Consider the following 21,654-nt stretch of genomic DNA (forward strand, 5'->3'; position numbering starts at 1 on the left):
AATTAACATTAAAGCTAACACATAAATTAGGAGCGTCAATCACGTTTTGCTCACTTTTCATCCTTCAAGACAAGCTACATAGATGAAGAGTAGTAATATATTCGTATAAATATGGCACAAAAACTAAACAAAGATCATCCCATTCTTTTCAGCAATTACATGAAATGGATTCATATTGAAATCATGGACGATTAAAAATTTAATATATAAAAACAAAAGGTTGTGAAACTAAATTGTCATATGAAAAATTATTTTTATAGCTAACTCGAAAAAAAACCAATCCAAATTAGCAGGAATTTATATATTCCTAAAAAATATAAGAAGATCACTTTTGCTATAAATAAATATAACCTCACACAAGATTGCGTTAACGTTAACGTCAACATGACTTGTAAATATCTATACTTTTTAGTTATTTAAACCTATTTTTATATACACTTTAGAGCTATAGAATGAAGCTGTGTTGCTGTTCTAAGTCTTCGCTGGTGGGAAGTATGGCGATGATACAATTGTTCTAGGCGGTGTATGTTTAAATGTTATTTAAGGGCTCCGTTAAAACAGGCAGCTTACAAACAATTTTACTGCCACTCCCCTGTGCACTCTCTATCATAATAACCCCTTGATGCTCAGTAATTATGCCATAGACAATAGCCATCCCCATACCAGTTCCTTGACCCACAGGTTTGGTCGTAAAAAAGGGTTCAAAAATATGTTCTTTGGTTTGTTCACTCATACCGCAGCCATTATCTGCAACGCTCAGATAAATGCTGTCTTGTTCACAGAATAACTCCACCACTATTTCCGCCTTTTGCACACTCCCTTCACACGCTTGTTGTGCATTCAACAGTAAGTTGACAAACACCTGATTGAGAGCCGCTAAATTGCAGTAGCTTAGTGGTATAGGTTGTATGTTACATATAAGGTGGGTGTTTTTAAGTTGATTATGTAACAGCTTGATCGCACCTTCCAAAGACTCGCCAATATCCGCCATCGCCAACAAGTTGTTTTTCGGTCTAGCAAAACTCAGTAAATTTTTAACAATTGCGCCTATTCTTTTAAGCCCCTCTTGCGCATCATCTAGCAATTCATCAATATCCCCTAGCAAAAAGTCAAATGACCGCTGTTGATTTAGCCGATGCAACGCTATGTGCAGTTCTTCAGGACTAAGTTTTTCATCTAAAACATTTTTTGCGATCACTAACAGTTCAGCAATTACAGGCTTTACATAATTCAAGCTTTCTAGGTTACTCATCGCATAAGCTAAAGGATTATTAATTTCATGGGCTACCCCTGCTGATAGTGTGCCCAAAGTCGCCATTTTCTCAGTCTGCATGAGCACTGCTTGCTGACTCTGTAACTGTGTAACCTTCTCTTCTAATGCTTTGTTTGATTGGTACAACTCTCTGGTTTTTTGCTCAAGAATATGCTCCAGTTCATCCCTAGCTTGCTTCTCTCTTAGATAAGCTCGGTAGTATTCATCGGTTGATTTAACCATGTTTTTTTTCCCCGAAACTAAGCAGCAAAGTACATTCGGCGGCGCCTTGATGCATACACTTTTGATGCTCAATATTCACATTAATTTGGTAGTATTGAGCAGCGCCGTTAATGAGCCCCTCAGCACAAAAACATAGTTTCCTCTTAGAGCAGTAAAACATCAGAATATGGCTATCATCTATTCTTTCACAGCGAATTTCTGGCAAATTAGGTTCATGATATAGCTTGGCAACTTCAGCATGAATGACCGTATCAATACTCATTATTAACGAACTAAAACCGTCAAACTGATCTAATATCTCGCGATGTTTGTGCGTTAAATAAGTAAATAAAAACTCCCCGAACGTTCTCAATACGTCCGGTAGAGGTTTATCTACAACAATTGCAACCTCTTGCGCTAAAGCAAAAAGTTCTTCATCTGGGTAATTTTTTGCAGACACATAAACTCTGTCTGCCGGTGCATGTTTTTCCAGTAACTTTTCCCACACTGCAATATCGTGTGATGTTACAACCAGCTCTTCTAACCCTCTAAAAATAATCCCTTTCATGATTCACTCAACCTTATGCTCTCTCTCCTGATACCATGCCTTTACAGCATCATACTGCGCACACACTTGTAGTCGTGAATAAAGCTCAGGAGTAAGATCAAATGCTTTTTTTTGCGTCACTTGCTCTGATATTGCATGAAGTAAAGTCAATGAGACATAAGGTTCGGGGGGTAAATCATTAACCAATTGAGCGCGAACCAAAGACTCATCAAACCCCCACAGCGCAAGTAAATAGGCAGCCAATGCATAGCTAGAAACTGAGTTAGATGCATGCCTTGGTAACACACACTCTTTGGTCAAGACCCCAACAGCGCTTAACAAACAGCAAGCGAAAGCGTTTTGCTGTTTGTCGCTACTTTGTTTCAAATAGCGTGTAAGCGACTTCACCATTAATGCCTTTTCCAACGCTTCATCAATCAATGCTTCAATTTGGGCTTGTTTCAAACGATTAATAAATAATTGTGACATCTCATAGCAGGTAACCAAAGCCTTCAACGCAACCAAGCCAATTCTCACAATCGCTTCTTTTACATCCGCCGTATGTGTTTGATATCCCATAAACGCAGAGTTTGCGATTTGTAGCAGCTTACCCACCAATGCTGGGTCATGATTTAGCAGTTCAACCAACTCATTAATATCGGGAGAGCCATGCTGCAATGCTTCCATCAACCCTGATATGCTTGCCGTTAGACAAGGTAATCCGGCTATCTGTCCAAGCTTGACTCTCGTGAGCTGAGATAAGGGTAGACTCTTAAGGATCAAAGTATTGGTGATGACTTGTTGCAGATGGGTGTGAGTGAATGGCTTAACCAAATGGAAATGAATCGTATCATTCACCTGAAAACGGTATTCTTCCTGAAGATCACCACTCAATAAACATCTAATCGCACATGGGCATAGCACCTTCGCGCGCGACAATACATCTAGGCCTGAGACCGCCCCCAGTTGTACTTCACAAAAAATAATGTCGGGCTCTCCCTGTTCATGAAGACACCGTTCAAACTCTTCGCTGTGTTGCAAACTGACAATAACTGCATGTTCATACAGGCGGCTTAATGAACGAGACAGCGCTTTGAGCACCAATTCATCGTCATCTACCAGCAAAATATTTATCGTCTGCTCCGTCATGCAACCTTATCCTGCCATGGGAAATTGTGTATATAGACAGCTTAGTCTAAATTTATTTACATACATATTTTTGTAATCTCCTGTTTTTTATGCAAGATATTGAAAAGCTCAGTCAACTTGAAAAACGCCCAGCACATGTACTGCTTTTGGACGATGAACCAAGCGTACTACGAGCTCTATCGCGCTTGCTAAATCATCATAAAATACAAACGACTACGTTTACTTCAGGTGAAGACGCATTGGCTGCAATGCAGAATCAGGAGTTTGACGTCGTGATAAGCGACATGAGAATGCCAAACATGGATGGGCTGGAATTTTTAACCAAGGCGATGAGCACATCACCGGATTCACAACGTATGCTGCTAACTGGTTATGCGGATATAGAAGCCACTATAGGTGCCATAAATAAAGCCAAAATCCACGCCTATATGAACAAACCGTGGGAAAATGATCACTTAGTTCATGCCGTTAAACAAGCGATAGATAAATACCGCTTAACCAAACATAATTCTATTTTACAAGCACATGTGCTTGAGCAAAATAAACAGCTCAATGAGTTAAACCATTCTCTTGAGCAACTGGTAGAAAAACGCACACAGCAAATCAAACAGGTGCTCAAAAAGCTCGAAGTAAAACATAAACATGAGCAACATGAACACCAAGCGACGGTTGAGCTACTTTATAACTTTATCAACGCCAACCCGTATATAGATGGCAAACTGGCAAGTAATATCGCAAAAACCTGTCGCTTAATCGCCAAACACCTAAAGCTGAACGGAGAAAAAATAGAAACTGCGGGGATGGCAGGGTTTTTAGCGCAAGTTGGATTGCTTGCGATGGATCCTGCGCTGTACAAGGTGCCAACCAGTCAATTAACAGATCAACAAAAAAAGCTTTACTACACCCATCCTGCCACCGCACAGCTTATGCTTATGCCTGCACAACACTTGAATGACGTAACCGAAGCTATTTTTCATCAATATGAAAAATACAATGGTGAAGGCATACCCAAAGGACTTAAGCACAATGCAATTCCAATCTGCGCGCAAATTCTTGCCGTAGCCAGAGACTACTGGCAATACATGGCATTAAACCAAAAGCCTGATGATGAAAAGCAGCTAGACGCACTGTCCCACATAAAAGCATTTAGCGAACACCTTTATAACCCGCGCATCGTATCTGCGCTAGAGGCTTGTGCAAGACAGCTACATAAGCGGCAAAATGAACAAGCGGGCTCAATGCAGATCCTAAATAGTGAACAACTTCAACCAGGTATGATATTGGGTCTTCCCGTACACAACCACCAGGGGATCATGCTGCTACCAAAGGGGCATGTGTTTACCAAAGTTTCTATTGCAAAACTAAAACAACTGGAGCATCACAAACCCACCCCCTTTAGGTTGATGATAAGCCATCGTGCAAATGATGCTTAGAGGTTAAATTAAAATCTTCCAACAGCACGTATATCGACGGTAAAACAAATACAATCAATAAAGTAGACAGCGCCATGCCAAACACCATACTCACTACCAGAGGCTGCACAACCTGTGCTTGTAAACTGGTTTCAAGCAGCAACGGTAAAGTGCCCGCTATGGTGGTGGCAGAGGTAATAAATATGGCTCTAAATCGTGCTTTTGCAGCCATCACAGCGGCTTTTTCCAAGCTCAGACCATCACTTTCATGATCTTTTATGAAGGCGACCAGCAAAATTGAATCATTCACTACGATTCCCGCCAAAGAGATGAAGCCGATCATACTGGGCATAGATAAGTCAAAACCGAGCAAAAAGTGCCCCCACACCACACCAATCAAAGCCAAAGGTATAGCCAACATGACCATAATCGGCTCAAAATAACTGCGAAATTGGAAACTCAAGATCACAAATACAGCCACCAACCCCAATAAAAACTTGCCAGCCATTGACTGCCCTGTTTGCGTGCCCGTTTTTATTTCACCTTCATAACCGACGCTTAATTGCGGGTTTTGTGCCAGCAAAGGGGTAATTGCCTGTTTTTGTAGCTGGCTGATGACTTCATTGGTATTGGCTAGTAACGCATCAACATCTGCAGTAATCGTCACTGTACGTTGGCCATCTACACGGTTTACTCGTGTGACATCTTGCTCAAGACTTAGTTGTGCAAGGTTTCCCAGCGGCACCTGCTGGCCTGTATTCAATGTGATGGGGTAGTTCAATAAACTATCAACGCTGCTTTTATCACGCTCTTGCAAGCGCACATATACCTCAATGCTGGTATTATCTCGTTGTACTTCGGTGGCAATTTGACCAAACAACGCACTGCGCAATTGTGTCGCAACCGCGTTGCCATCAATACCAAGTGATAGCGCCCCCGGCTTCAAGCTAACGCGCCATTCATGCTTACCCAATCGTAAGTCATCCATCACATTAGTTACACCTACATATTGGGCTAACTGAGCCTTAAGTGTTTCAGAAGCAGTCATTAAATCGCTGAGCTGTTCGCCATGTAGCCTTATTTCTATGGCGCGTCCCGCAGGCCCAAGTGTCGGCTCTTTAAATGATACCGCTCTTAAGCCAGAAACGTCGCTAACCTGTGCTCGCCACAGCTCAATTAACTGCGTCATTTGGGTACGACGTTGCTGCGCTGTCAGTAAATCCACCCGTATGGTTGCAAGATGTTCTCCTTGTTCATAAGCATCGGAATTACGATTGTACTGCACTGTCACATGTTCAACCAATGGGCTGCTTTCGAGCTTTGACAGCTCATTATCAACACGAGTCAATGCCTGAGTGTACTTTGCTACCACCGCTTGAGTATCAGACAATGTACTGCCCGGCGGCAGCAACAAACGAACTTCCAATGTGTCTCCCTCAAGTTGTGGAAAGGCTTTAAACTTGACAATGCCGCCAGCCATTAAAGCGACTGAAGTAAAAAACAGCAGTAATACGGCACCAATAAATAGATAACGTTGCTGCACACACCAATGAACCGACTTTGTCAAAGCCGTTGCTCTGAACTGCTCAAATGCACGCGTAAAGCTTTGTTTGAAGCGCCAAGAGGAAGACGCTTGGCGTTGATTGTGCCGCAGCGAATGCAGTAAGTGGTTGGGCAAGATGAAGAACGCCTCAATGATACTGACAAAAATAGTAGCAATAAGAACCAACGGAATGTCTTTTAATACCTTGCCTATGTCACCACTGATAAACGCCAACCCCACAAATACTGCTATTGTCGTCAAAAAAGATGAGAATACCCCCGGCGCGACTTGTGTCACCCCTTTAATGACATCAGCATCAAGCGCTTGGCCTTGTTCAACCTTAGTAGCAATACTCTCGGCTATCACAATAGCATCGTCCATCAAGATGCCAATCGACATGAGTAAGGCAACCATAGAGATCATATTGATGCTGACGCCCATCAGCGCCATCAATGCAAAAGCCCCTAAAAACGAAACTGGTAACCCCATAGACACCCAAAAGGAATATCTGAATGAGAAAAACAAATACATCACCACCAGTACCAATACAAAACCTTGCCAGCCATTGCCCAACAACATGGTCAGCCTATCTTCTATAATTTGCGCCGTATTTTGTGTCAGCGTCAGTGTGACGCCTTGTGGGGCAAGCTTTTGCTGCTGTTCAACAAACTGGCTGACTTCATCAACCAGTGTGATTGCATCCTGATGCTTTGCTTTTTTGATCTTCAATAACGCAACCCGCTGACCATTAAACACCACTTGCTCTTCGTCCAGTTCAAAACTTTCACTGAGGGTAGCAACATCACGCACATAGATTTGTTCACCATTACTGTGGCTTTTTATCACCAAACTCGCAAGGTCTTGGGCGGTTACTCGCTGTTGGTCAAAGCGCACCGCCATCGTTTTACCATCTTCGCTTATCTCTCCCAGCGGCAGCTTGATATTCTGCTTTTGCAGCAAAACCACCAAATCATTTGCCGACAATCCATATTCACGCAATTTAAATAACGACAGCTCAACTTGGATCTGCTGGTCCGAAAACCCCTCAATATCTACGATGTCGATATTGGTTTGGCGCTTTAACTTGTCTTTCAGTTGCTGTGCATAACGCTTTAGTTCGTGCAGGGGCAACTCCGCCCCCACCACCAGTGAAATCAAATGTTGATCACGACCTAACTCTTGGACTATAGGCGCTTCTATCTGTTGTGGAAAACTAGCAATCGCATCAATCTGAGACTTCACATCTTGCAACAATGTCGTTGCAGCTACGCCCTCCTGCGCTTCAACCGTCAAATTCGCAACACCTTCTCGTGATTCACAACTTTGTGTTGCGATGCCATTAACACTATCTAGCGCTTCTTCCATCACAACGCATAATGCTTGTTCTACTTCACTAGGGCTTGCGCCTGGGTAAACCACACTTACCTTTACTTTGTCGCGACTAAACTCAGGAAAGGTCTCCCGTTTAAGATCTGGCAGCGCAATCAAACCCGCGATACAAATCATCAACATCAATAAGTTAGCTGCTGTAGGATGGCGAGCAAAAAAGGCAATCATGGGGATGTCTCCACAACTCGCACTTGCATACCATCGAGGGTGGGCAAAATATCCGATAATAATACCTGTTCACCGACTTGTACTGTCCCTGGAAGTTGGCTGTCGATGGCAGCATATTGCTCGGTGGTAAACAACACCTTCACAGGCTTTTTACGTAACACACCATCTTCAACAACAAACACTTGCGTATCTCTAAGCGCTGAAAGTGGCACGCTCAGATAAGCGTTTAATGGACTGGCAACCTTCACTTCAACAAACATGTCCTCTAGTAAAGGCGGCTGTTTAATTGGATCAAAGTTCAGCCACTGATTTGTGGTCTCTAGCGTCATTTGTAAACTATTGCTATGTGCTTCACCCCCTTGTGTAATACGCGTCACTTTGGCTGGCCAATGTATGATGGAGTCAGCCTGTATTGCCTCAGTTTCAGCGACACCAGTGTAGTACGACAGCGTTGCTTGTAGCGGCAGCGTGCGCACATCTGGAAAACCCTGAGCTTTGTTCTGCTGATTTTGCCAAACCCGACTGAGTAAAGCGCGAGCATGAGAATGGTTAAATTGCGCGTTCACTTTCACAACCTCCAAATGACGCGCTTCAAGTAATGTTGCACGTAGTGTGGCAACCTGCTGTAACTCAATATTCACCTGTGTTATGCGGCTATCCTGTGGCAAAGTGATGATTGTTTTACTGAGCTTCAGCTGTGCTTCTTTAACCCGAGCCTGCTGTGCCAACACGCTTGCCTGTGCAACCGCCAAATCAGAAGGAATAAGGTCCACACTGGTTTTCAATTCCAGTACTTTTTGTTGTTGCGAAAAGACCTGACTTTGCTGCTGATCCACCACTGATTTCGACACTGAACCTTTTTTTAGTAGCTCAGTTTTGCGCTTTAGCTCTTGGGTTAAAATATCGAGACGTTCCGATTCCAAGCGCAATGACTGCATCATCTTTTGCTGATTAAACCCAATCATATCTGCACGAGCTTGTGCTGAACTCAAATCATATTTAGCTTGTGCTAGTTTTAGTTCATAATCGGCTGGGTCTATCTTTAACACCACAGTGTGGGCTTTTAATAACGCGCCAACTTCCAAATCAGGGTGTTTATATATCACCCGGCCTTCAACCTCAGACACAGCACGCCATATTTTCTTGGCTTGAGCGCGACCATAGCCAACAATGCTTTGCTGTAACATACGCGCTTTGGCAACCCCCACCGTCACCGTTGGTGCTACCGCTCCATCAGACACTTGTTTTGGCGCTGATTTTAGTTTTACTAATACAAGTAACACTAGGATACCAAGCAAAGGCAAGAGTATCAGCCAACGCTTTTTGCCATTGTTCGCCATACTACTGCTCCTCACTACTTTGAAATAATCCAGACGTCATCAGCAGCGTGTTATGCTCAACTAAAGCTGACAAAAATACATCATCGTACTCAACACCTTCCATTTTGTGCATTAGCTCTCTGAGATACCAAGGGTAAATCATCATACTCATCAATGAGATACGAAATAGCAGTGGATCAACATTGGGCTTTATCTTGCCAAGCTTAGCAAAGTGTCGGTAAACACTGTCAATCACCTTCACATGAGAGTTGCCCATCTGTTGTAGAAAAAACTCACGGCAAACCCCTTGATTGAGAATGACTTCCTTTAGCATCAACAGCGGAAATTCCGGTGACTGTTTCATCACTTGTGTGAAGCTGCGAAAAACTTCGCTAATAGAAGTAAACTCATTACCAGACAAGTGCGCTTGAATATTGGCCATCACCCGCCCCGTCACCTCCAGGATCATGGCTTTGTATAGGCCTTCTTTGTTTTCGAAGTAGTATTTGATAAGAGCTGAGTTAACGCCAGCATAGTCAGCTAATTCACGAATACTGACTTTATCGTATGGCTTTTTGACAAATTTATCCGTCGCAGCCTTTATCAAGGCATCACGTGCTTCATCATGATGCTTGGTGGGGCGTCCTACTCTTTTAGACTGGGGGGAGTTCATGGTGTGTCGCTACTATTTAATCACATGGTTAAATAGTAGCGACTCAATTAGAAGATGCGAGACAAATAATTAATCATTATGCAGATTTTGATTAATCGCCATAATATTTAACGTTGAAAACGTACCACCAACTCATACATTTCGCTGGCTACATTACTCAACTCGCCGCTCACTTGTTTCACTGAATCTGCGCTATCCAAACTGTCATTCGCTAAACCCGCAATGTTAACAATCTGCTGATTGATATCATCAGAAACGGCGGCTTGTTCTTCTACCGAGGTCGCAATTTGCATCGACATATCGTGAATTTGACGCACAGCTTGCTGAATTTGACCTAGCATATCAGTGCTTTGTGCAAGCTGCTCGATACCAGACAGGGATTCTTGTTCGCCCTGTTGGGCTATGTTCACGGCGTGTTGCGTACTGTCACTAAGCTCGTTGATGATTGTGTGGATTTCTTGGGTCGATTGTTGGGTTCTTTGTGCTAAATGACGTACTTCATCAGCAACCACCGCAAAGCCACGACCTTGCTCACCCGCTCTTGCAGCTTCAATTGCTGCATTAAGTGCCAACAGGTTGGTTTGCTCAGCGATTTGTTCAATTATTTGCGCAGCATCTGCAATGCGTGTGGTTTGCTTAGAGACACCTAAAACAGAGTCACGGATCTGCATCACCGTTTCGCCTAGGGCTTCAATTGCATGTTTGGTTAACTCACCGATACGTGCACTTTCATCGGCCATCGACAAAGCACCTTGTGCATGTTCGGCGCTTATTTGTACATTCCCTGAAACATCATTGATGGTGGTGCTCATTTCATTCATCGCCGTGGCGACCTGCTCGGTCTCAAGTTGTTGGCTCTGTAGTTGTTTATAAGTATCACCCGCTTGACCCAAGGCTTGTCTAGCTCCCGAGGTAACATGTTTGGCGGCATCTTCTATACGAGTGATCACGGTGTCTAAGTGGGCCTGTTCGCTCAACAAGCGCACTTGAATGCTGGCCATTTTACCATCCCAAGTCGAGTAGATTTGGGTAGCGACATCATCACAAAAGCTATGAGACAAGCTCTGTTCCAACCTTTTTAACTGCTCCCCATCACGCCATAAATTGTAACCACACAGGCTAATACTATTGAGTAGCACCCAAAAAAACGCACTGCTCGACGAGACAAACCACCACAGCCCTATACCAACAATACTCATTAGCACAGGCCATATCATCCGTAACTTGGGCCACTTGAATGGGGCACTTTTTTGACTCGTTAGGTTGTCATATAGCGTCTGCGCTCGAGCAACAGTTTCTTGGTCTGGGCAACGTCTAACTGACTCATACCCAACAATTTTCCCTTTTTGTGTAACTGGGGTAACATAGGCATCAACCCAATAAAAATCACCATTTTTACAGCGGTTTTTCACTATCCCCATCCAAGGTTTCCCAGCTTTTAGCTGCGCCCACATGGTAGCAAAAGCTTGAGCTGGCATATCCGGATGACGAACAATATTATGCGGCTGACCAATTAACTCTTCCCGTGTGAAGCCACTTACAGCGACAAAATGGTCATTACAATCAACAATTCGTCCTTGTAGATCAGTCACGGAAATTAGTTTTACATCTGGCGCAAAATGTTTTTGCTGTTGTGTTACTGGTTGATTGAGACGCATATACCCTCTTCACATGCTCAAATTATCTGCGCTGCGCGCACGACGCTTAAATGGGTTTGAAAGGTACTGCGCAGCTCGCCCCCTTGCAAATATAATTAGTCCAACACCCTAAAAAATAAGGCAAAAGCATGAGAGTTATGAAATAGTTCATAGCAAAATCGCAGTAAACACACACTATTTTAGCATAACTCAACATTTGCAAGCAGATAGATCCAGTTTACAGTTACGAACGTACTGATAATCTTGTAAAATTATTTAACATGATGCGAGTGAAGACTAATACCCATGTGTCCACCCGCCATTATTTTCTAGCAGCAATTCATAGGAGCCGTGTGTGTCACGTTTTTCAGCGATTACCGATAACCCCCATGATGGGCGATTCAATCACAAAACCGGTATTTTAGTTACCAATTTAGGCAGTCCTGATGCCCCCACGGCCAAAGCGTTACGCGTCTATCTTGCTGAATTTTTATCCGACCCGCGTATTGTCGAGATCCCACGGCTCGTATGGTTAATGATCCTCCATGGCATCATTTTGCGTGTTAGACCCAAAAAATCCGCCAAAGCATATCAAAGCATTTGGACTGAAAACGGCTCGCCTTTGGTCCATATTTCACAGCAGCAAACTGACAAACTAGCCAAACTCATTAAAGATAATGGTTTTGAAAATACTGAAGTGGTGATGGCGATGCGTTATGGCAACCCGTCCATTGAAGCAGGGCTTGAAGCACTAAGAGACAAAGGCTTAACGCGTATCATCGTATTACCGCTGTATCCCCAATATTCAAGCCCAACTACGGGGTCTACTTTCGACGCTGTAGCCAATGTACTGAAAAAGTGGCGCTGGGTGCCTGAACTACATTTTATCAATGGATATCACAAAAACCCTCTTTACATCGAGGCACTGGCAAACTCTATTGCACAAGACCTAGCGGCCAATGGCACGCCACAGAAGCTGGTTTTTTCATATCATGGTATGCCGAAAAGGTTTCTTGACAATGGTGACCCCTACCATTGCCTGTGCCAACAAACCACACGCTTAGTTGTACAAAAACTGGGGCTAGATGAGTCTTTGGTTGAAACAACCTTTCAAAGTCGGTTTGGTAAAGCTGAGTGGCTAAAACCCTATACCGATGCCACCCTTGCAAGCTACCCTGAGCAAGGTATCAAAGACATTGTCATCATTAGCCCCGCTTTTAGCGCTGATTGCTTAGAAACACTTGAAGAGCTTGAAGAAGAAAACCGTGAAATATTCGAACACGCAGGTGGCGAAAAGTACCGATATATTGCAGCATTAAATGACCGAGATGACCATATCAATGCGTTATTTGATGTAATAAAACCATTGTTATAGACATCGCGTGGCACAGTTCAAAAATCGTTCTGTGCCACAAACATTTGTATTAACAGCCCACTTTAAACTTAGCAGTGAAGTACTTTCGCCCCCAAGCTATCGCCACGATACCGATTACAGAAGGCATGATCCAGCTTAAAAAGATGGCCTGCTCGCCCAAAATATAACTAAATACATGACGCCCTCCCACCGCTGAAAAAGCCGTATATACACCAATACCAGACCCCAACATGGCGCCCATATGCTCAATAACCCAAGCTCTTGGAGCAATACTCGATTGCAAAACATATCGCAACATCTTAGTGCCAACAACCAATGACACCCCAGCAAACACCATCAACAATGTTTGCGAAAATTTTATGCCCATAAATAATGAAAGTGTGGCTACAATCAGTAATAAAGCCAGTAGTGACAAATGCATAGGCGTACGCAACAAATCGGGGTTACCTTTGGCTTTTAACACTCGCTCGCCATGATAGATAGACGCCAGTACTAACAAAGACAACATCAATAAAAACAGTGCGAAAATTCTACTTTGTTGAATGTATTGTACCTGCTGCTGAATGTTAGCAAAGTCTTTTGGCTTTGCACTCAGCGGCTCAACGAGTACTAAAATACACGCCAGCACACCGAGTATCGACGTGCCATACATTGCCCAGTTGTAATAGCGCCCAAAACGATTGTGCAGCGAGCTGCCTTTTTTCGCTATCACTGGCACCCAAAACAATAACAAAGCAAAACTGCCTAAAATGATATGTGTGTATACTGCAAATTTGTGGATGTATTCCATGGCTTTTCCTTAGTAACAATTCATGTGCTAAAGATTAGGCAAGTACGGCGCACGTTCACAGTCACGAATGTCATGATATCGCTATGACAAATGTCACGGCCCGATAACAACTACTAGCAAGTGGCAAAAATGGACGCTATGATGTACGTAAAAAAAGCATAGAGTTCAATGTTTAAGTATCAGCCAACATGGCTATTTACCGTTTTACTTACGTGGGCGGCAGTGGCCTTTCCCAGTTTATTTCACGCCTCTGGGCAGACCGTCAGTTACTTAGAGTATGTTCTTCACGGACTGTTTTTGCTCTTCACACTGTTTGTTGTGAACGAGTCAACACGCATTGGTTTTCGTATTCGCTACGCCGTTTTAGCGTGCCTTATTGCTGTTCTGTGTGGTTTATTCTTTATTAGCGAAGTCAACCTCATACTCATTTACAGTGTGATGCTATGCTCTATTTTGGTGTTCTACGTACCCGCCATTGTGTGTTACGGATATATTTTCACTATCCATGGCATATTTTTAATCAGTCATGCACTTTACTGGCAACAGGGTTGGCTGTGGGCCGATGCAGCAATGTTTACAGCATTCCATTTTTTTGCCTTGGTGGTGACACAACGCATGCAAAGTGAAAGGCACGCGAAAGAACAATTGGCCTTAACCAATGCCAAACTCGAAGCCACGCAATCTTTGTTAAGCACCGCAGCCGAGCAAAGTGAGCGACTGAAGCTCGCCAGAGACTTACATGATGATGTGGGCCATGCGCTGACATCTCTTATCATTAATTTAGACATTGCCAGACGAACCTCTAACGAGGAGCAGCAGCCACAGCTACAAGCCTGTTATGAGCAAGCCAAACAAGCGCTACAAACCACACGCTCAGTCGTGAGTGACAAACGAGACAATGTTGGCTTTAACCTAGCTGACTGTTTGCATAAATTGGCGCAACAAACCCCTAGGATCCAAATACAACTAGAGGTAGTGCAGCACCTTGATAAAGTTCAGTTGGATACAGCCCAATGCTTATTAAAATGTACACAAGAAGCCATCACCAATACGCTCAAACACGCACCAACTGCAACTTGTATGAAGATTCAACTAGAACATGAGCGTTCCGAGTTAGTGTTGAGCATATCCGATGATGGTGTTTTTAAAGGCGATGTTGTGTACGGCAACGGCCTAAAAGGCATGCAAGAGCGCGTGTCATTACTTGCTGGACAACTTAGCTTAGTTAATTCAAAACAAGGATTTACCTTAATTATTAGAGTGCCCTATGAATAACATAAAAGTACACTTGGTTGATGATCAATGCCTCATAAGACAAGGTATGCGCTCCTTGTTACAGCTTAGCGAAAACATTGTTGTAACGGGTGAAGCTGATGGTGGCGATACATTTTTACAGCAACTAGAAAATAATCAGGTAGATGCCGATGTAGTATTACTCGATATGCGCATGCCAAACGGATCGGGCCTCGATGTACTCAACGCCCCTCAAAGTCAGCAAAGTGATTTGAAGTTTTTGATTTTAACGACGTTCAATGAAGATGACCTGCTACTAGGTGGTATGGCAGCGGGTGCAAAAGGCTATCTACTCAAAGATGTATCGCTGGAAGAGTTGGTCGCGGCTATCAAACGAGTGCAGCAAGGTGAAATAGTGTTGCAAAGCGAGCTGACACAGCAGTTAATCAAAGCAAAACAGCAACATATAACCTATGAACTGCCGTCACTAACAGGTAAAGAAAAGCAGATCCTGTCGTTGATGGTATCAGGTCTATCAAACAAAGAAATTGCCGCAAAGGTGTTTAACGCCGAAGGAACAGTGCGCAATCACGTATCAAATATATTGAGCAAACTACAAGTTCGAGACCGCACTCAAGCTATTTTAAAAACGCTGGAAATGGGCTTACTCAAATAGCAAACACCGCTTAAGCTAACTTCGAGTTGACCTGCTCTTCATGCTCTAGCATCGCTAAGCATTTTGCTATCGGCATGGCTTGGCTATAGAAGTAACCTTGGATCAAGTGACAGCCAAACTCAGCAAGCATACTTTGCTGCTGCCGGTGCTCAACGCCTTCGGCTATCACGCCGATCCCCAGTTGCGAACTCAAGTCAATCAGGCATTTAATCATCACCTGTTTACTGGTGTCTTCCACCATGCTATCAACAAAGGATTTATCTATTTTCACGTAGTCAATTGGGTTATCAATTAAGTTACTCAAAGAAGAGTAACCAGTGCAAAAATCATCCAGAGCTACTTTGACACCTTTAGCGCTCAATGCTTGCAATACCTGCCAAGTGTAACTATTGGCAGCCATAGACTCTGTGACTTCAATGGTGATGCATTCAAAAGGCAGTGCAAACTCTTGTATCGCGTCACTAATGTGTACTAACTGATTATTACTCGCTTTGAACTCATTGATTGAACGATTGATAGAGAATCCGACGTGCTCAAACCCACTACGATGAAGCATCGCCAAATCACGACAACTTGTTTGTAATACATACTGACCAACCAAATGTATTAAACCAAACTCTTCGGCGATGGGAATAAAACGAGCGGGTGAAATAAAGCCGAGCTCTTCATCATGCCAGCGGACCAGCGCTTCAAATTTGGCCGTTTGACCGCTTTTAACATCTACAACTGGCTGGTAGTGAACACTGAGTAATTCATGCTTTAAAGCGTGCTTGAGTTTATCTTTGAGCTTAATTTTACTTATGTAGGCGTTTTGAATGGCTTCGTTATGTAATGCAACGCGCCCTCTGCCTTGTTTTTTAGCTGTACTCAAGGCATGTGCTGCGTTGCGAACCAACACTGTGCCATTGATGTTTTCGTCAGCCAAGGCATGTGCAACACCAATACTTGCACTGAGCTCAATGGTAAGCTCATCAAATACGTAAGGCTCGCTGATTAAATGCTTTAAATGCTCAGCACTTGCCATCATGTCACGTTGGCTTTGATTGTGTAAAAGTAACACAAACTCATCCCCACCATAGCGACCGGCCATATCCTTGCGTTTTAAAGTGCTTTGCAACCTATCAGCAACGGCAATCAACACCTGATCACCCACCTCAGGGCCAAATATATCGTTGATTTCTTTGAATCTATCCAAGCCGATAAACAATAATGATAAACCGCCTTGCAGGCTTTTGTGTTGTTGTACGCTCTTTTCAAGCGTCTGCATAAAGCTGCGACGATTGAGCAAACCTGTGAGCGTTTCGTGGTTAGCATAAAAGGTTAGCTGAGCTTCATTGCGTTTCCATTCGGTGATATCTCTAAAAATAGCCACATAATTAGTTATTTCACCATCTTCTCCTTTAACCGCATTTAATGTCAGCTCTTCTGGAAAAACCTGCCCATCTTTTCTGCGGTTATAGATTTCACCTTTCCACACGCCAGTTTGCTCAAGTTGCTGCCACATTTTTTGATAGAACTTCTTATTTTGTTTACCGGATGACAAAATGCTGGGATCTTCTCCATATAGCTCATTGGCGCTATAGCCTGTTTGTGCTTCAAAGGCTTTGTTTACCATCACTATCTTGTTATGTCGGTCCGTGATCATAAAAGCTTCTGACGCATTTTCAAAAACCACATTGGTTAATTCTAACTGTTTATTTAAAGCCCAGGTGTAGGTGATATCTTGTACCGTTGCGCGCATCACAGGCTCTAGCTGCTGGCGGTCACTTGCTTCTAGCTCAGCCACAATGTGAAACAAGCCATCACTTTGATTTTCACTTTTATGAGTAACCACTAGCTCAAAAGAGTCAATTTCCTCGTTGCTGATTTGCTCCATTTGCTCTAGTAACCTTTGTTGATCAGAGCCTTGTAAGCAGGCCAAAAAGCGCTCAAGTGATACTTGCTCTGTCTGTGTATTAAGCAAGTTGTGCATTTCGTGGCTAAAGCAATGTATATTTTGTTTGATATACCAAGTCCATGAACTCAGCTTTGCGATCCGTTCTCCGGTTGCTAATTGCTTGAGTAATCGCTCCTTTGCATTCATTTCTTGGTTATGGCTAAGTTCGGTAGCCACAATATGGCCAAGCTCAGAAAAGTACGCTTTTTCTTGCTCGCTAAAAGCTTGGGGATGTTCAAACATACACACCAAAATCCCGACAGGCTGATGATCAGGCGCGCGCAGCGTTAAGCCAATATAACTGTTGATGTTGAGCGTCTGTAGCAAGGTATCCTGTGGGTAGCGTTGCTGTAAATCATACTCAAACGTACAAACCTCTTGGCTGCATTTAGCATCTTTACAGGGCGTATCGCTCAAGTCATACACAAAATTGTCTACCCGTTTACCATTGTGTAAGTAATGTAGCGTTTTAACCTGCGTTCCACCATTTATAAACTTACCGATAAAACAGTGAGTACTGTTCAAGTGATGGTTAAGCATATCAAGCACAAATTGATAGCGCTGCGCGCTACTTTGTAAACTGTAAAATTGACTGATCGACAAGTTCATAAAATCCCGTTACTTAACTGGCCCTAAATAAGAAAAGCCAATGCAAACAGCAAATAATAACAAACTAAACTACAGACAACTTTTAACCGGATCAATAAAACTGCGATTGACGCTTAAATTGTCTATTTAAGTTGAGTGTTAACACTCAATAAAAGAATGCAATACATTCGCGCAGTTTCTTACAGTTTATTACTGGAGAGTTTTTGGTGTGTTCTGAATAATAACGCACACACCAACAGCTAAGGAAAACCCCATGAAAAGCTTATTAACTGCAATTACCACAACAGTCTTACTCAGTGCTTGTGCTCATCATGATGATGTTAGACCAGGCAACGACAATCAACACTATGTTGTCATCAAATCTGTTGACAGAAGCGAAGGTATAAAAGAAGCACTAGGCCAAGCAACGCACTACTGTGAACAAAGCCAAAGTAATATGGTTGTGTTGAATGAAACCATTGATTACAAGGGAGAACTGCCAGAACATGATTACTTAAAAACTCGCGCAACCGCAGAGTTTGTAACAGAAGCAGGGTCGTGGCTGTGGATCATTGGAGACGGGCACGTTGATGATGTTGCTGCCGTGGCCGCCGTCGCGGGTGCTGGTAAGCTTCACAGCATGGGGGCACCTTACTTTGTTACTGTAAACTTCCGCTGCACATAATGTTAATTATTACGATTGGGTAAATATTGCCGCTGTAAAATGTTTACCCAATCTAATGGCTAGAATCGCCATTTTTCTCACATTCTCCCCCTGATTTGGAAGCCCCCCCAGTTAACAGCCTTTTGTTTTTGCTAACAATCTTATATATTGACGCGCCGCACATTCATATAAGAAGGAAGTAAATGAAGAAGCTAGTCGCGCCACTGTTATTAACACTGAGTATGTCAACATCAGCCAACACCACCCCACCCGATGTGACCGAATTTTTACAAGTCTTGCCACAGTATGTTCAGTGGGCAGAGCAGATAGACAAAGAAGGACAAAAAACGGGCACACCGTTAAATGAAGCTGAACTGCAAATCGCTAAAGAGGTTGGTGTAAGCCATCCCGAAAAGATACGAATGGTTTACGTTGATAGTGTGCCTTATCCATACGAAAACCCTGTACTAAAAGAAATGGGAGAACGCATTGGTTTTATTGGTGAAGGAATAACTAACAACGCCCAGGTATTTGGTTATTCTATTTATGTTCGCAAGGGTTTTATTTTGGATACACCTAAGCTTGCACATGAATTTGTTCATGTTAAACAAATAGAAAAGGCATCGTCACTTCTGGAGTATTCTAAAAAGCACTTGGTCGATATGGCAAAATATGGCTATGCGGATGCGCCATATGAAAAAGAGGCTTTCAAAGCCAATGAGAAGTATAAACATAAGTAACGTCTGCTGCGTATAAATGACTTCACCCTATAGAGCCATTTTGCTCACTCTTATCTACAGCCGAGGTTAAGTAGAAAACGTTTATAACTCAAAGCCTTGATCTACTACCGTGCGAGATATAATTTCATTCGTACCTCGCACTCCCATTGCATCTCTGTATAATTACCAAATAGGTAGTCGTAAAATAAACAGAATACGAGTATGAAAAATAAAAAGGTTAACCCTCTTGTATCACATTTCACCATAGCGTTTACGGTGCTGGCTGCGCTGTGGATGTTTGTAACCGATGAAGAATCGCTGATCTTGGGTAACTCGTTGGTGTTAATCTATATTGTCTGCGCTCTGGCATCCAGAATGATGAGAAAGAGTAAGTCAAATAAGAAATAATTTTGAGTAACTTAAAGTTTAGACAAACCTGTACTTGGCTAGGCTAGATCAAAGGGAAGGAAGTTTGGAATTAATGTACCCCCCTTTTTCCCTATTATTCTAAAGTTGATATTGTCAATTCCAGCCAGCCTCTTTGCTTAGGCTGATAAATTTGTATCCCTGAATTAAATATGACAGTTATAGAACTTTCAGTAGCAACAAATGTTTGAATTCCCTCAATACCATGAATAGATTGAAAACTTACTAACAAACTATCCTTTGTTGGAACTTCTTTACCCCTAGGTCGAGCTTTTATCTCACGCAGATGTGTTAGTGCCGAAGCTATATCTAGTTTTGAGTCCAACCACTGCTCAGAAAAGACCTCTACACCTGAACAGTTTAAGTAAACTGTTGATACACCTGTATTTCGCTCCTGTTCACAGTGATTTAGCTCTTTTAAAGTATTAGAGTTCACTAAAAAGCTACATCCGAACAAACATAAAGCTAGTGGGTATTTCATTCTCTATACTTTTTAGTGCATGTTGGGGTGGGTGTCCACGATTTATTATCGCGAGGCTGAATCTGTTGACTCAGCCGGAGTGACCACATATGTCCGCGTTAATTTTAATGATTAAAATTGACTAAACTGATTGATTAGCGTTTGGTAGTCCATTTTTACATGGCAAAAAATCAATATGTAAATATCAAACCTGTTACCTGTTTGGTGTATTTCATAAACAAACCGGTAGTCGCCTTTGATTAGCTCTCTGAATTCGGGTGCATCATAATATAAACATGCCTTTCCGCATTCAGGGAATGTTTCTAACTGAGTTATAAAATCAGCTATGGTGGACTTTATTTTGTCCCTCGCAATTTCCACACCTTCGGTGTGTTCACGCCATTTAATTGCGTCTTTGATTTGGTTCTGCGCGTGTGCAGTGATTTGGATATTTACATTATTCATTATCTGCCTATTTTAAAGTGAGCTTAAAAAGTCATCGATGGGCGCTGTCTTGCCCGCTTCAATGTCTTTTCGTGATTGTAATAGCAGCGTCATGAATGCCATTTTTTCTTGCTGATGCTGGTAGGCCTCATGTGTTTGTACCACTAATGATTCTTTGCCATTTTGCGTTACAAACAGCGGGCTAAAACCAAGCTCATCGGGCAAGTTTGCTGCGTTGGCCTTCATTTGGCTTATGGTTGCTAGTTTCATTGTGTTTTCCATCATTCATAAATCACTCTTAGACGGTCTATATTTAGACCGTGAACTAAATATAGACCGATTAGGTTTTGATTGCAATCATCGAACCAAATTTAGACCTATTATTTTTACTCTTTAATTTGCGCTTGTTCGGTGTGTTTTATTTCAAGCTCAAGGGATGAGGTGTAGCGTGAGCTGCTTAGCGAGTGCGTAACTTGGGTAAGTATCCATATATGTCCACGTTAATTGGTCAGATATTTATGACCAAGAATCGAGCCTTTGAACAGTTTATGCCAACGTAACAATACCGCTTTATCACTCAACCTTTGTTCTTTTTTATCATCTACATACAGCACAACATGCGTATGATTGCTCATTACCGCATACGCACACACATCAATACAAAATACTTGCGCTAGAAACTGTAGTCGCTGTTCAACCCAACCTCTTCGATGTTCGTATGATTTACCTGTAAACTGATCTTCTCCGCACAAAAATGCACGACGAACACACCGCGAAACACAATGATAATATCTAGTATCCGACAAACTGATTTGCCGCTTCCTTGCTAATCCCATCGTTCACTCCTTGAACTTAGAATTTGAAATGATTTTGAAGAGTTAAAAGCTTAGACAAACCACCCCAACATGCAAATTGAGGTGGGTGTCCACGCTAAATTCCCTCCACGCTAAATTCCCCTGACAACCTTGAAGAAGTCGGTTATATGATTCAAATTGAAAACAAAAATTTATTGCTAGCTGAAGACCTTGGTAT

At 42.6% G+C, this 21,654-nt stretch carries 19 protein-coding genes and 1 pseudogene; 7 read left to right on the plus strand and 13 right to left on the minus strand.

What is annotated here, in order from left to right; translation table 11 throughout:
• Positions 1-529: 529 nt before the first annotated feature.
• From L1070_RS17285 to L1070_RS17295, 3 genes are read right to left on the minus strand one after another with little or no spacing between them, the layout of a single operon-like run.
• Positions 530-1,495 carry an ATP-binding protein gene (locus L1070_RS17285; RefSeq protein WP_237126498.1) on the minus strand — a complete coding sequence of 322 codons (966 nt, stop codon included), beginning with the start codon at positions 1,493-1,495 and terminating at the stop codon, positions 530-532.
• Entirely contained in the window at positions 1,488-2,042 is a 555-nt protein-coding gene (locus tag L1070_RS17290) for a heme NO-binding domain-containing protein (protein ID WP_237126499.1), read from the minus strand. The genes L1070_RS17285 and L1070_RS17290 overlap by 8 nt, the downstream gene beginning before the upstream one ends.
• A gap of 3 nt (positions 2,043-2,045) precedes the next feature.
• Positions 2,046-3,170, minus strand: coding sequence for an HDOD domain-containing protein (locus L1070_RS17295; protein ID WP_237126500.1), 1,125 nt, complete (start codon positions 3,168-3,170; stop codon positions 2,046-2,048).
• Positions 3,171-3,259: 89 nt separating this feature from the next.
• On the opposite strand from L1070_RS17295, the gene L1070_RS17300 reads away from it, so the two are divergent.
• Positions 3,260-4,603, plus strand: coding sequence for an HD domain-containing phosphohydrolase (locus L1070_RS17300; RefSeq protein WP_237126501.1), 1,344 nt, complete (start codon positions 3,260-3,262; stop codon positions 4,601-4,603).
• Here the strand turns inward: L1070_RS17300 and L1070_RS17305 are convergent.
• The 4 genes from L1070_RS17305 to L1070_RS17320 all read right to left on the minus strand — a co-directional run bounded on the left by L1070_RS17305 (position 4,566) and on the right by L1070_RS17320 (position 11,332).
• On the minus strand, positions 4,566-7,682 hold the full coding sequence (locus L1070_RS17305) for an efflux RND transporter permease subunit (protein ID WP_237126502.1): 3,117 nt from the start codon (positions 7,680-7,682) through the stop codon (positions 4,566-4,568). The two genes, L1070_RS17300 and L1070_RS17305, sit on opposite strands and share 38 nt — an antisense overlap.
• The gene (locus tag L1070_RS17310; RefSeq protein ID WP_237126503.1) at positions 7,679-9,022 is read right to left on the minus strand and encodes a hypothetical protein; all 1,344 of its coding nucleotides are present in this window, start codon (positions 9,020-9,022) and stop codon (positions 7,679-7,681) included. Before L1070_RS17310 ends, L1070_RS17305 begins: the two co-directional genes overlap by 4 nt.
• A 1-nt stretch (position 9,023) precedes the next feature.
• Entirely contained in the window at positions 9,024-9,674 is a 651-nt protein-coding gene (locus tag L1070_RS17315) for a TetR/AcrR family transcriptional regulator (RefSeq protein ID WP_237126504.1), read from the minus strand.
• Between the two features lie 107 nt (positions 9,675-9,781).
• Positions 9,782-11,332, minus strand: coding sequence for a PAS domain-containing methyl-accepting chemotaxis protein (locus L1070_RS17320; protein ID WP_237126505.1), 1,551 nt, complete (start codon positions 11,330-11,332; stop codon positions 9,782-9,784).
• Between the two features lie 334 nt (positions 11,333-11,666).
• Between L1070_RS17320 and hemH the strand changes: the two genes are divergently transcribed.
• Positions 11,667-12,686 (plus strand): ferrochelatase, encoded by a 1,020-nt coding sequence (hemH, locus tag L1070_RS17325; RefSeq protein ID WP_237126506.1) that lies wholly within the window; start codon positions 11,667-11,669, stop codon positions 12,684-12,686.
• A 49-nt stretch (positions 12,687-12,735) separates the two neighbouring features.
• Here hemH and L1070_RS17330 read toward each other — a convergent pair whose 3' ends face one another.
• Positions 12,736-13,476 (minus strand): hypothetical protein, encoded by a 741-nt coding sequence (locus tag L1070_RS17330; RefSeq protein ID WP_070987544.1) that lies wholly within the window; start codon positions 13,474-13,476, stop codon positions 12,736-12,738.
• Positions 13,477-13,644: 168 nt separating this feature from the next.
• On the opposite strand from L1070_RS17330, the gene L1070_RS17335 reads away from it, so the two are divergent.
• Together L1070_RS17335 and L1070_RS17340 are read left to right on the plus strand one after the other, a co-directional pair.
• Positions 13,645-14,751: a histidine kinase gene (locus tag L1070_RS17335; RefSeq protein WP_237126507.1), complete on the plus strand. Its 1,107-nt coding sequence runs from the start codon at positions 13,645-13,647 to the stop codon at positions 14,749-14,751.
• Positions 14,744-15,385, plus strand: coding sequence for a response regulator transcription factor (locus L1070_RS17340; RefSeq protein WP_237126508.1), 642 nt, complete (start codon positions 14,744-14,746; stop codon positions 15,383-15,385). Before L1070_RS17335 ends, L1070_RS17340 begins: the two co-directional genes overlap by 8 nt.
• A gap of 10 nt (positions 15,386-15,395) precedes the next feature.
• Here the strand turns inward: L1070_RS17340 and L1070_RS17345 are convergent, their stop codons facing one another.
• Complete coding sequence (locus L1070_RS17345; protein ID WP_237126509.1) at positions 15,396-17,930, minus strand: EAL domain-containing protein; 2,535 nt, start codon at positions 17,928-17,930, stop codon at positions 15,396-15,398.
• A 253-nt stretch (positions 17,931-18,183) separates the two neighbouring features.
• On the opposite strand from L1070_RS17345, the gene L1070_RS17350 reads away from it, so the two are divergent.
• The 3 genes from L1070_RS17350 to L1070_RS17360 all read left to right on the plus strand — a co-directional run bounded on the left by L1070_RS17350 (position 18,184) and on the right by L1070_RS17360 (position 19,700).
• Positions 18,184-18,594: a hypothetical protein gene (locus tag L1070_RS17350; protein WP_070987536.1), complete on the plus strand. Its 411-nt coding sequence runs from the start codon at positions 18,184-18,186 to the stop codon at positions 18,592-18,594.
• A gap of 182 nt (positions 18,595-18,776) precedes the next feature.
• Positions 18,777-19,313, plus strand: coding sequence for a hypothetical protein (locus tag L1070_RS17355; protein WP_237126510.1), 537 nt, complete (start codon positions 18,777-18,779; stop codon positions 19,311-19,313).
• A gap of 201 nt (positions 19,314-19,514) precedes the next feature.
• Positions 19,515-19,700 (plus strand): hypothetical protein, encoded by a 186-nt coding sequence (locus tag L1070_RS17360; protein ID WP_070987531.1) that lies wholly within the window; start codon positions 19,515-19,517, stop codon positions 19,698-19,700.
• 94 nt (positions 19,701-19,794) lie between these two features.
• Here the strand turns inward: L1070_RS17360 and L1070_RS17365 are convergent, their stop codons facing one another.
• The 4 genes and pseudogenes from L1070_RS17365 to L1070_RS17380 all read right to left on the minus strand — a co-directional run.
• Positions 19,795-20,199: a hypothetical protein gene (locus L1070_RS17365; protein WP_237126511.1), complete on the minus strand. Its 405-nt coding sequence runs from the start codon at positions 20,197-20,199 to the stop codon at positions 19,795-19,797.
• Between the two features lie 111 nt (positions 20,200-20,310).
• Positions 20,311-20,643 (minus strand): type II toxin-antitoxin system RelE/ParE family toxin, encoded by a 333-nt coding sequence (locus tag L1070_RS17370; RefSeq protein WP_237126512.1) that lies wholly within the window; start codon positions 20,641-20,643, stop codon positions 20,311-20,313.
• 12 nt (positions 20,644-20,655) lie between these two features.
• A complete protein-coding gene (locus L1070_RS17375) occupies positions 20,656-20,892 on the minus strand; it encodes a type II toxin-antitoxin system Phd/YefM family antitoxin (RefSeq protein WP_237126513.1) in 237 nt (78 codons plus the stop codon).
• Positions 20,893-21,131: 239 nt separating this feature from the next.
• Positions 21,132-21,458 (minus strand): annotated as a pseudogene (locus L1070_RS17380) (transposase); the annotation flags it as partial.
• Positions 21,459-21,654: the final 196 nt, after the last annotated feature.

Source organism: Pseudoalteromonas sp. MMG022, from assembly GCF_021654245.1.
Taxonomy (GTDB): Bacteria; Pseudomonadota; Gammaproteobacteria; order Enterobacterales; family Alteromonadaceae; genus Pseudoalteromonas; species Pseudoalteromonas amylolytica.

Excerpts from the sequence above, each read along its gene's own strand:
- L1070_RS17285 (WP_237126498.1), bottom strand. The coding sequence starts at position 1,495 with ATGGTTAAATCAACCGATGAATACTACCGAGCTTATCTAAGAGAGAAG.
- L1070_RS17290 (WP_237126499.1), bottom strand. The coding sequence starts at position 2,042 with ATGAAAGGGATTATTTTTAGAGGGTTAGAAGAGCTGGTTGTAACATCA.
- L1070_RS17295 (WP_237126500.1), bottom strand. The coding sequence starts at position 3,170 with ATGACGGAGCAGACGATAAATATTTTGCTGGTAGATGACGATGAATTG.
- L1070_RS17300 (WP_237126501.1), top strand. The coding sequence starts at position 3,260 with ATGCAAGATATTGAAAAGCTCAGTCAACTTGAAAAACGCCCAGCACAT.
- L1070_RS17305 (WP_237126502.1), bottom strand. The coding sequence starts at position 7,682 with ATGATTGCCTTTTTTGCTCGCCATCCTACAGCAGCTAACTTATTGATG.
- L1070_RS17310 (WP_237126503.1), bottom strand. The coding sequence starts at position 9,022 with ATGGCGAACAATGGCAAAAAGCGTTGGCTGATACTCTTGCCTTTGCTT.
- L1070_RS17315 (WP_237126504.1), bottom strand. The coding sequence starts at position 9,674 with ATGAACTCCCCCCAGTCTAAAAGAGTAGGACGCCCCACCAAGCATCAT.
- L1070_RS17320 (WP_237126505.1), bottom strand. The coding sequence starts at position 11,332 with ATGCGTCTCAATCAACCAGTAACACAACAGCAAAAACATTTTGCGCCA.
- L1070_RS17330 (WP_070987544.1), bottom strand. The coding sequence starts at position 13,476 with ATGGAATACATCCACAAATTTGCAGTATACACACATATCATTTTAGGC.
- L1070_RS17335 (WP_237126507.1), top strand. The coding sequence starts at position 13,645 with ATGTTTAAGTATCAGCCAACATGGCTATTTACCGTTTTACTTACGTGG.
- L1070_RS17340 (WP_237126508.1), top strand. The coding sequence starts at position 14,744 with ATGAATAACATAAAAGTACACTTGGTTGATGATCAATGCCTCATAAGA.
- L1070_RS17345 (WP_237126509.1), bottom strand. The coding sequence starts at position 17,930 with ATGAACTTGTCGATCAGTCAATTTTACAGTTTACAAAGTAGCGCGCAG.
- L1070_RS17350 (WP_070987536.1), top strand. The coding sequence starts at position 18,184 with ATGAAAAGCTTATTAACTGCAATTACCACAACAGTCTTACTCAGTGCT.
- L1070_RS17355 (WP_237126510.1), top strand. The coding sequence starts at position 18,777 with ATGAAGAAGCTAGTCGCGCCACTGTTATTAACACTGAGTATGTCAACA.
- L1070_RS17360 (WP_070987531.1), top strand. The coding sequence starts at position 19,515 with ATGAAAAATAAAAAGGTTAACCCTCTTGTATCACATTTCACCATAGCG.
- L1070_RS17365 (WP_237126511.1), bottom strand. The coding sequence starts at position 20,199 with ATGAAATACCCACTAGCTTTATGTTTGTTCGGATGTAGCTTTTTAGTG.
- L1070_RS17370 (WP_237126512.1), bottom strand. The coding sequence starts at position 20,643 with ATGAATAATGTAAATATCCAAATCACTGCACACGCGCAGAACCAAATC.
- L1070_RS17375 (WP_237126513.1), bottom strand. The coding sequence starts at position 20,892 with ATGAAACTAGCAACCATAAGCCAAATGAAGGCCAACGCAGCAAACTTG.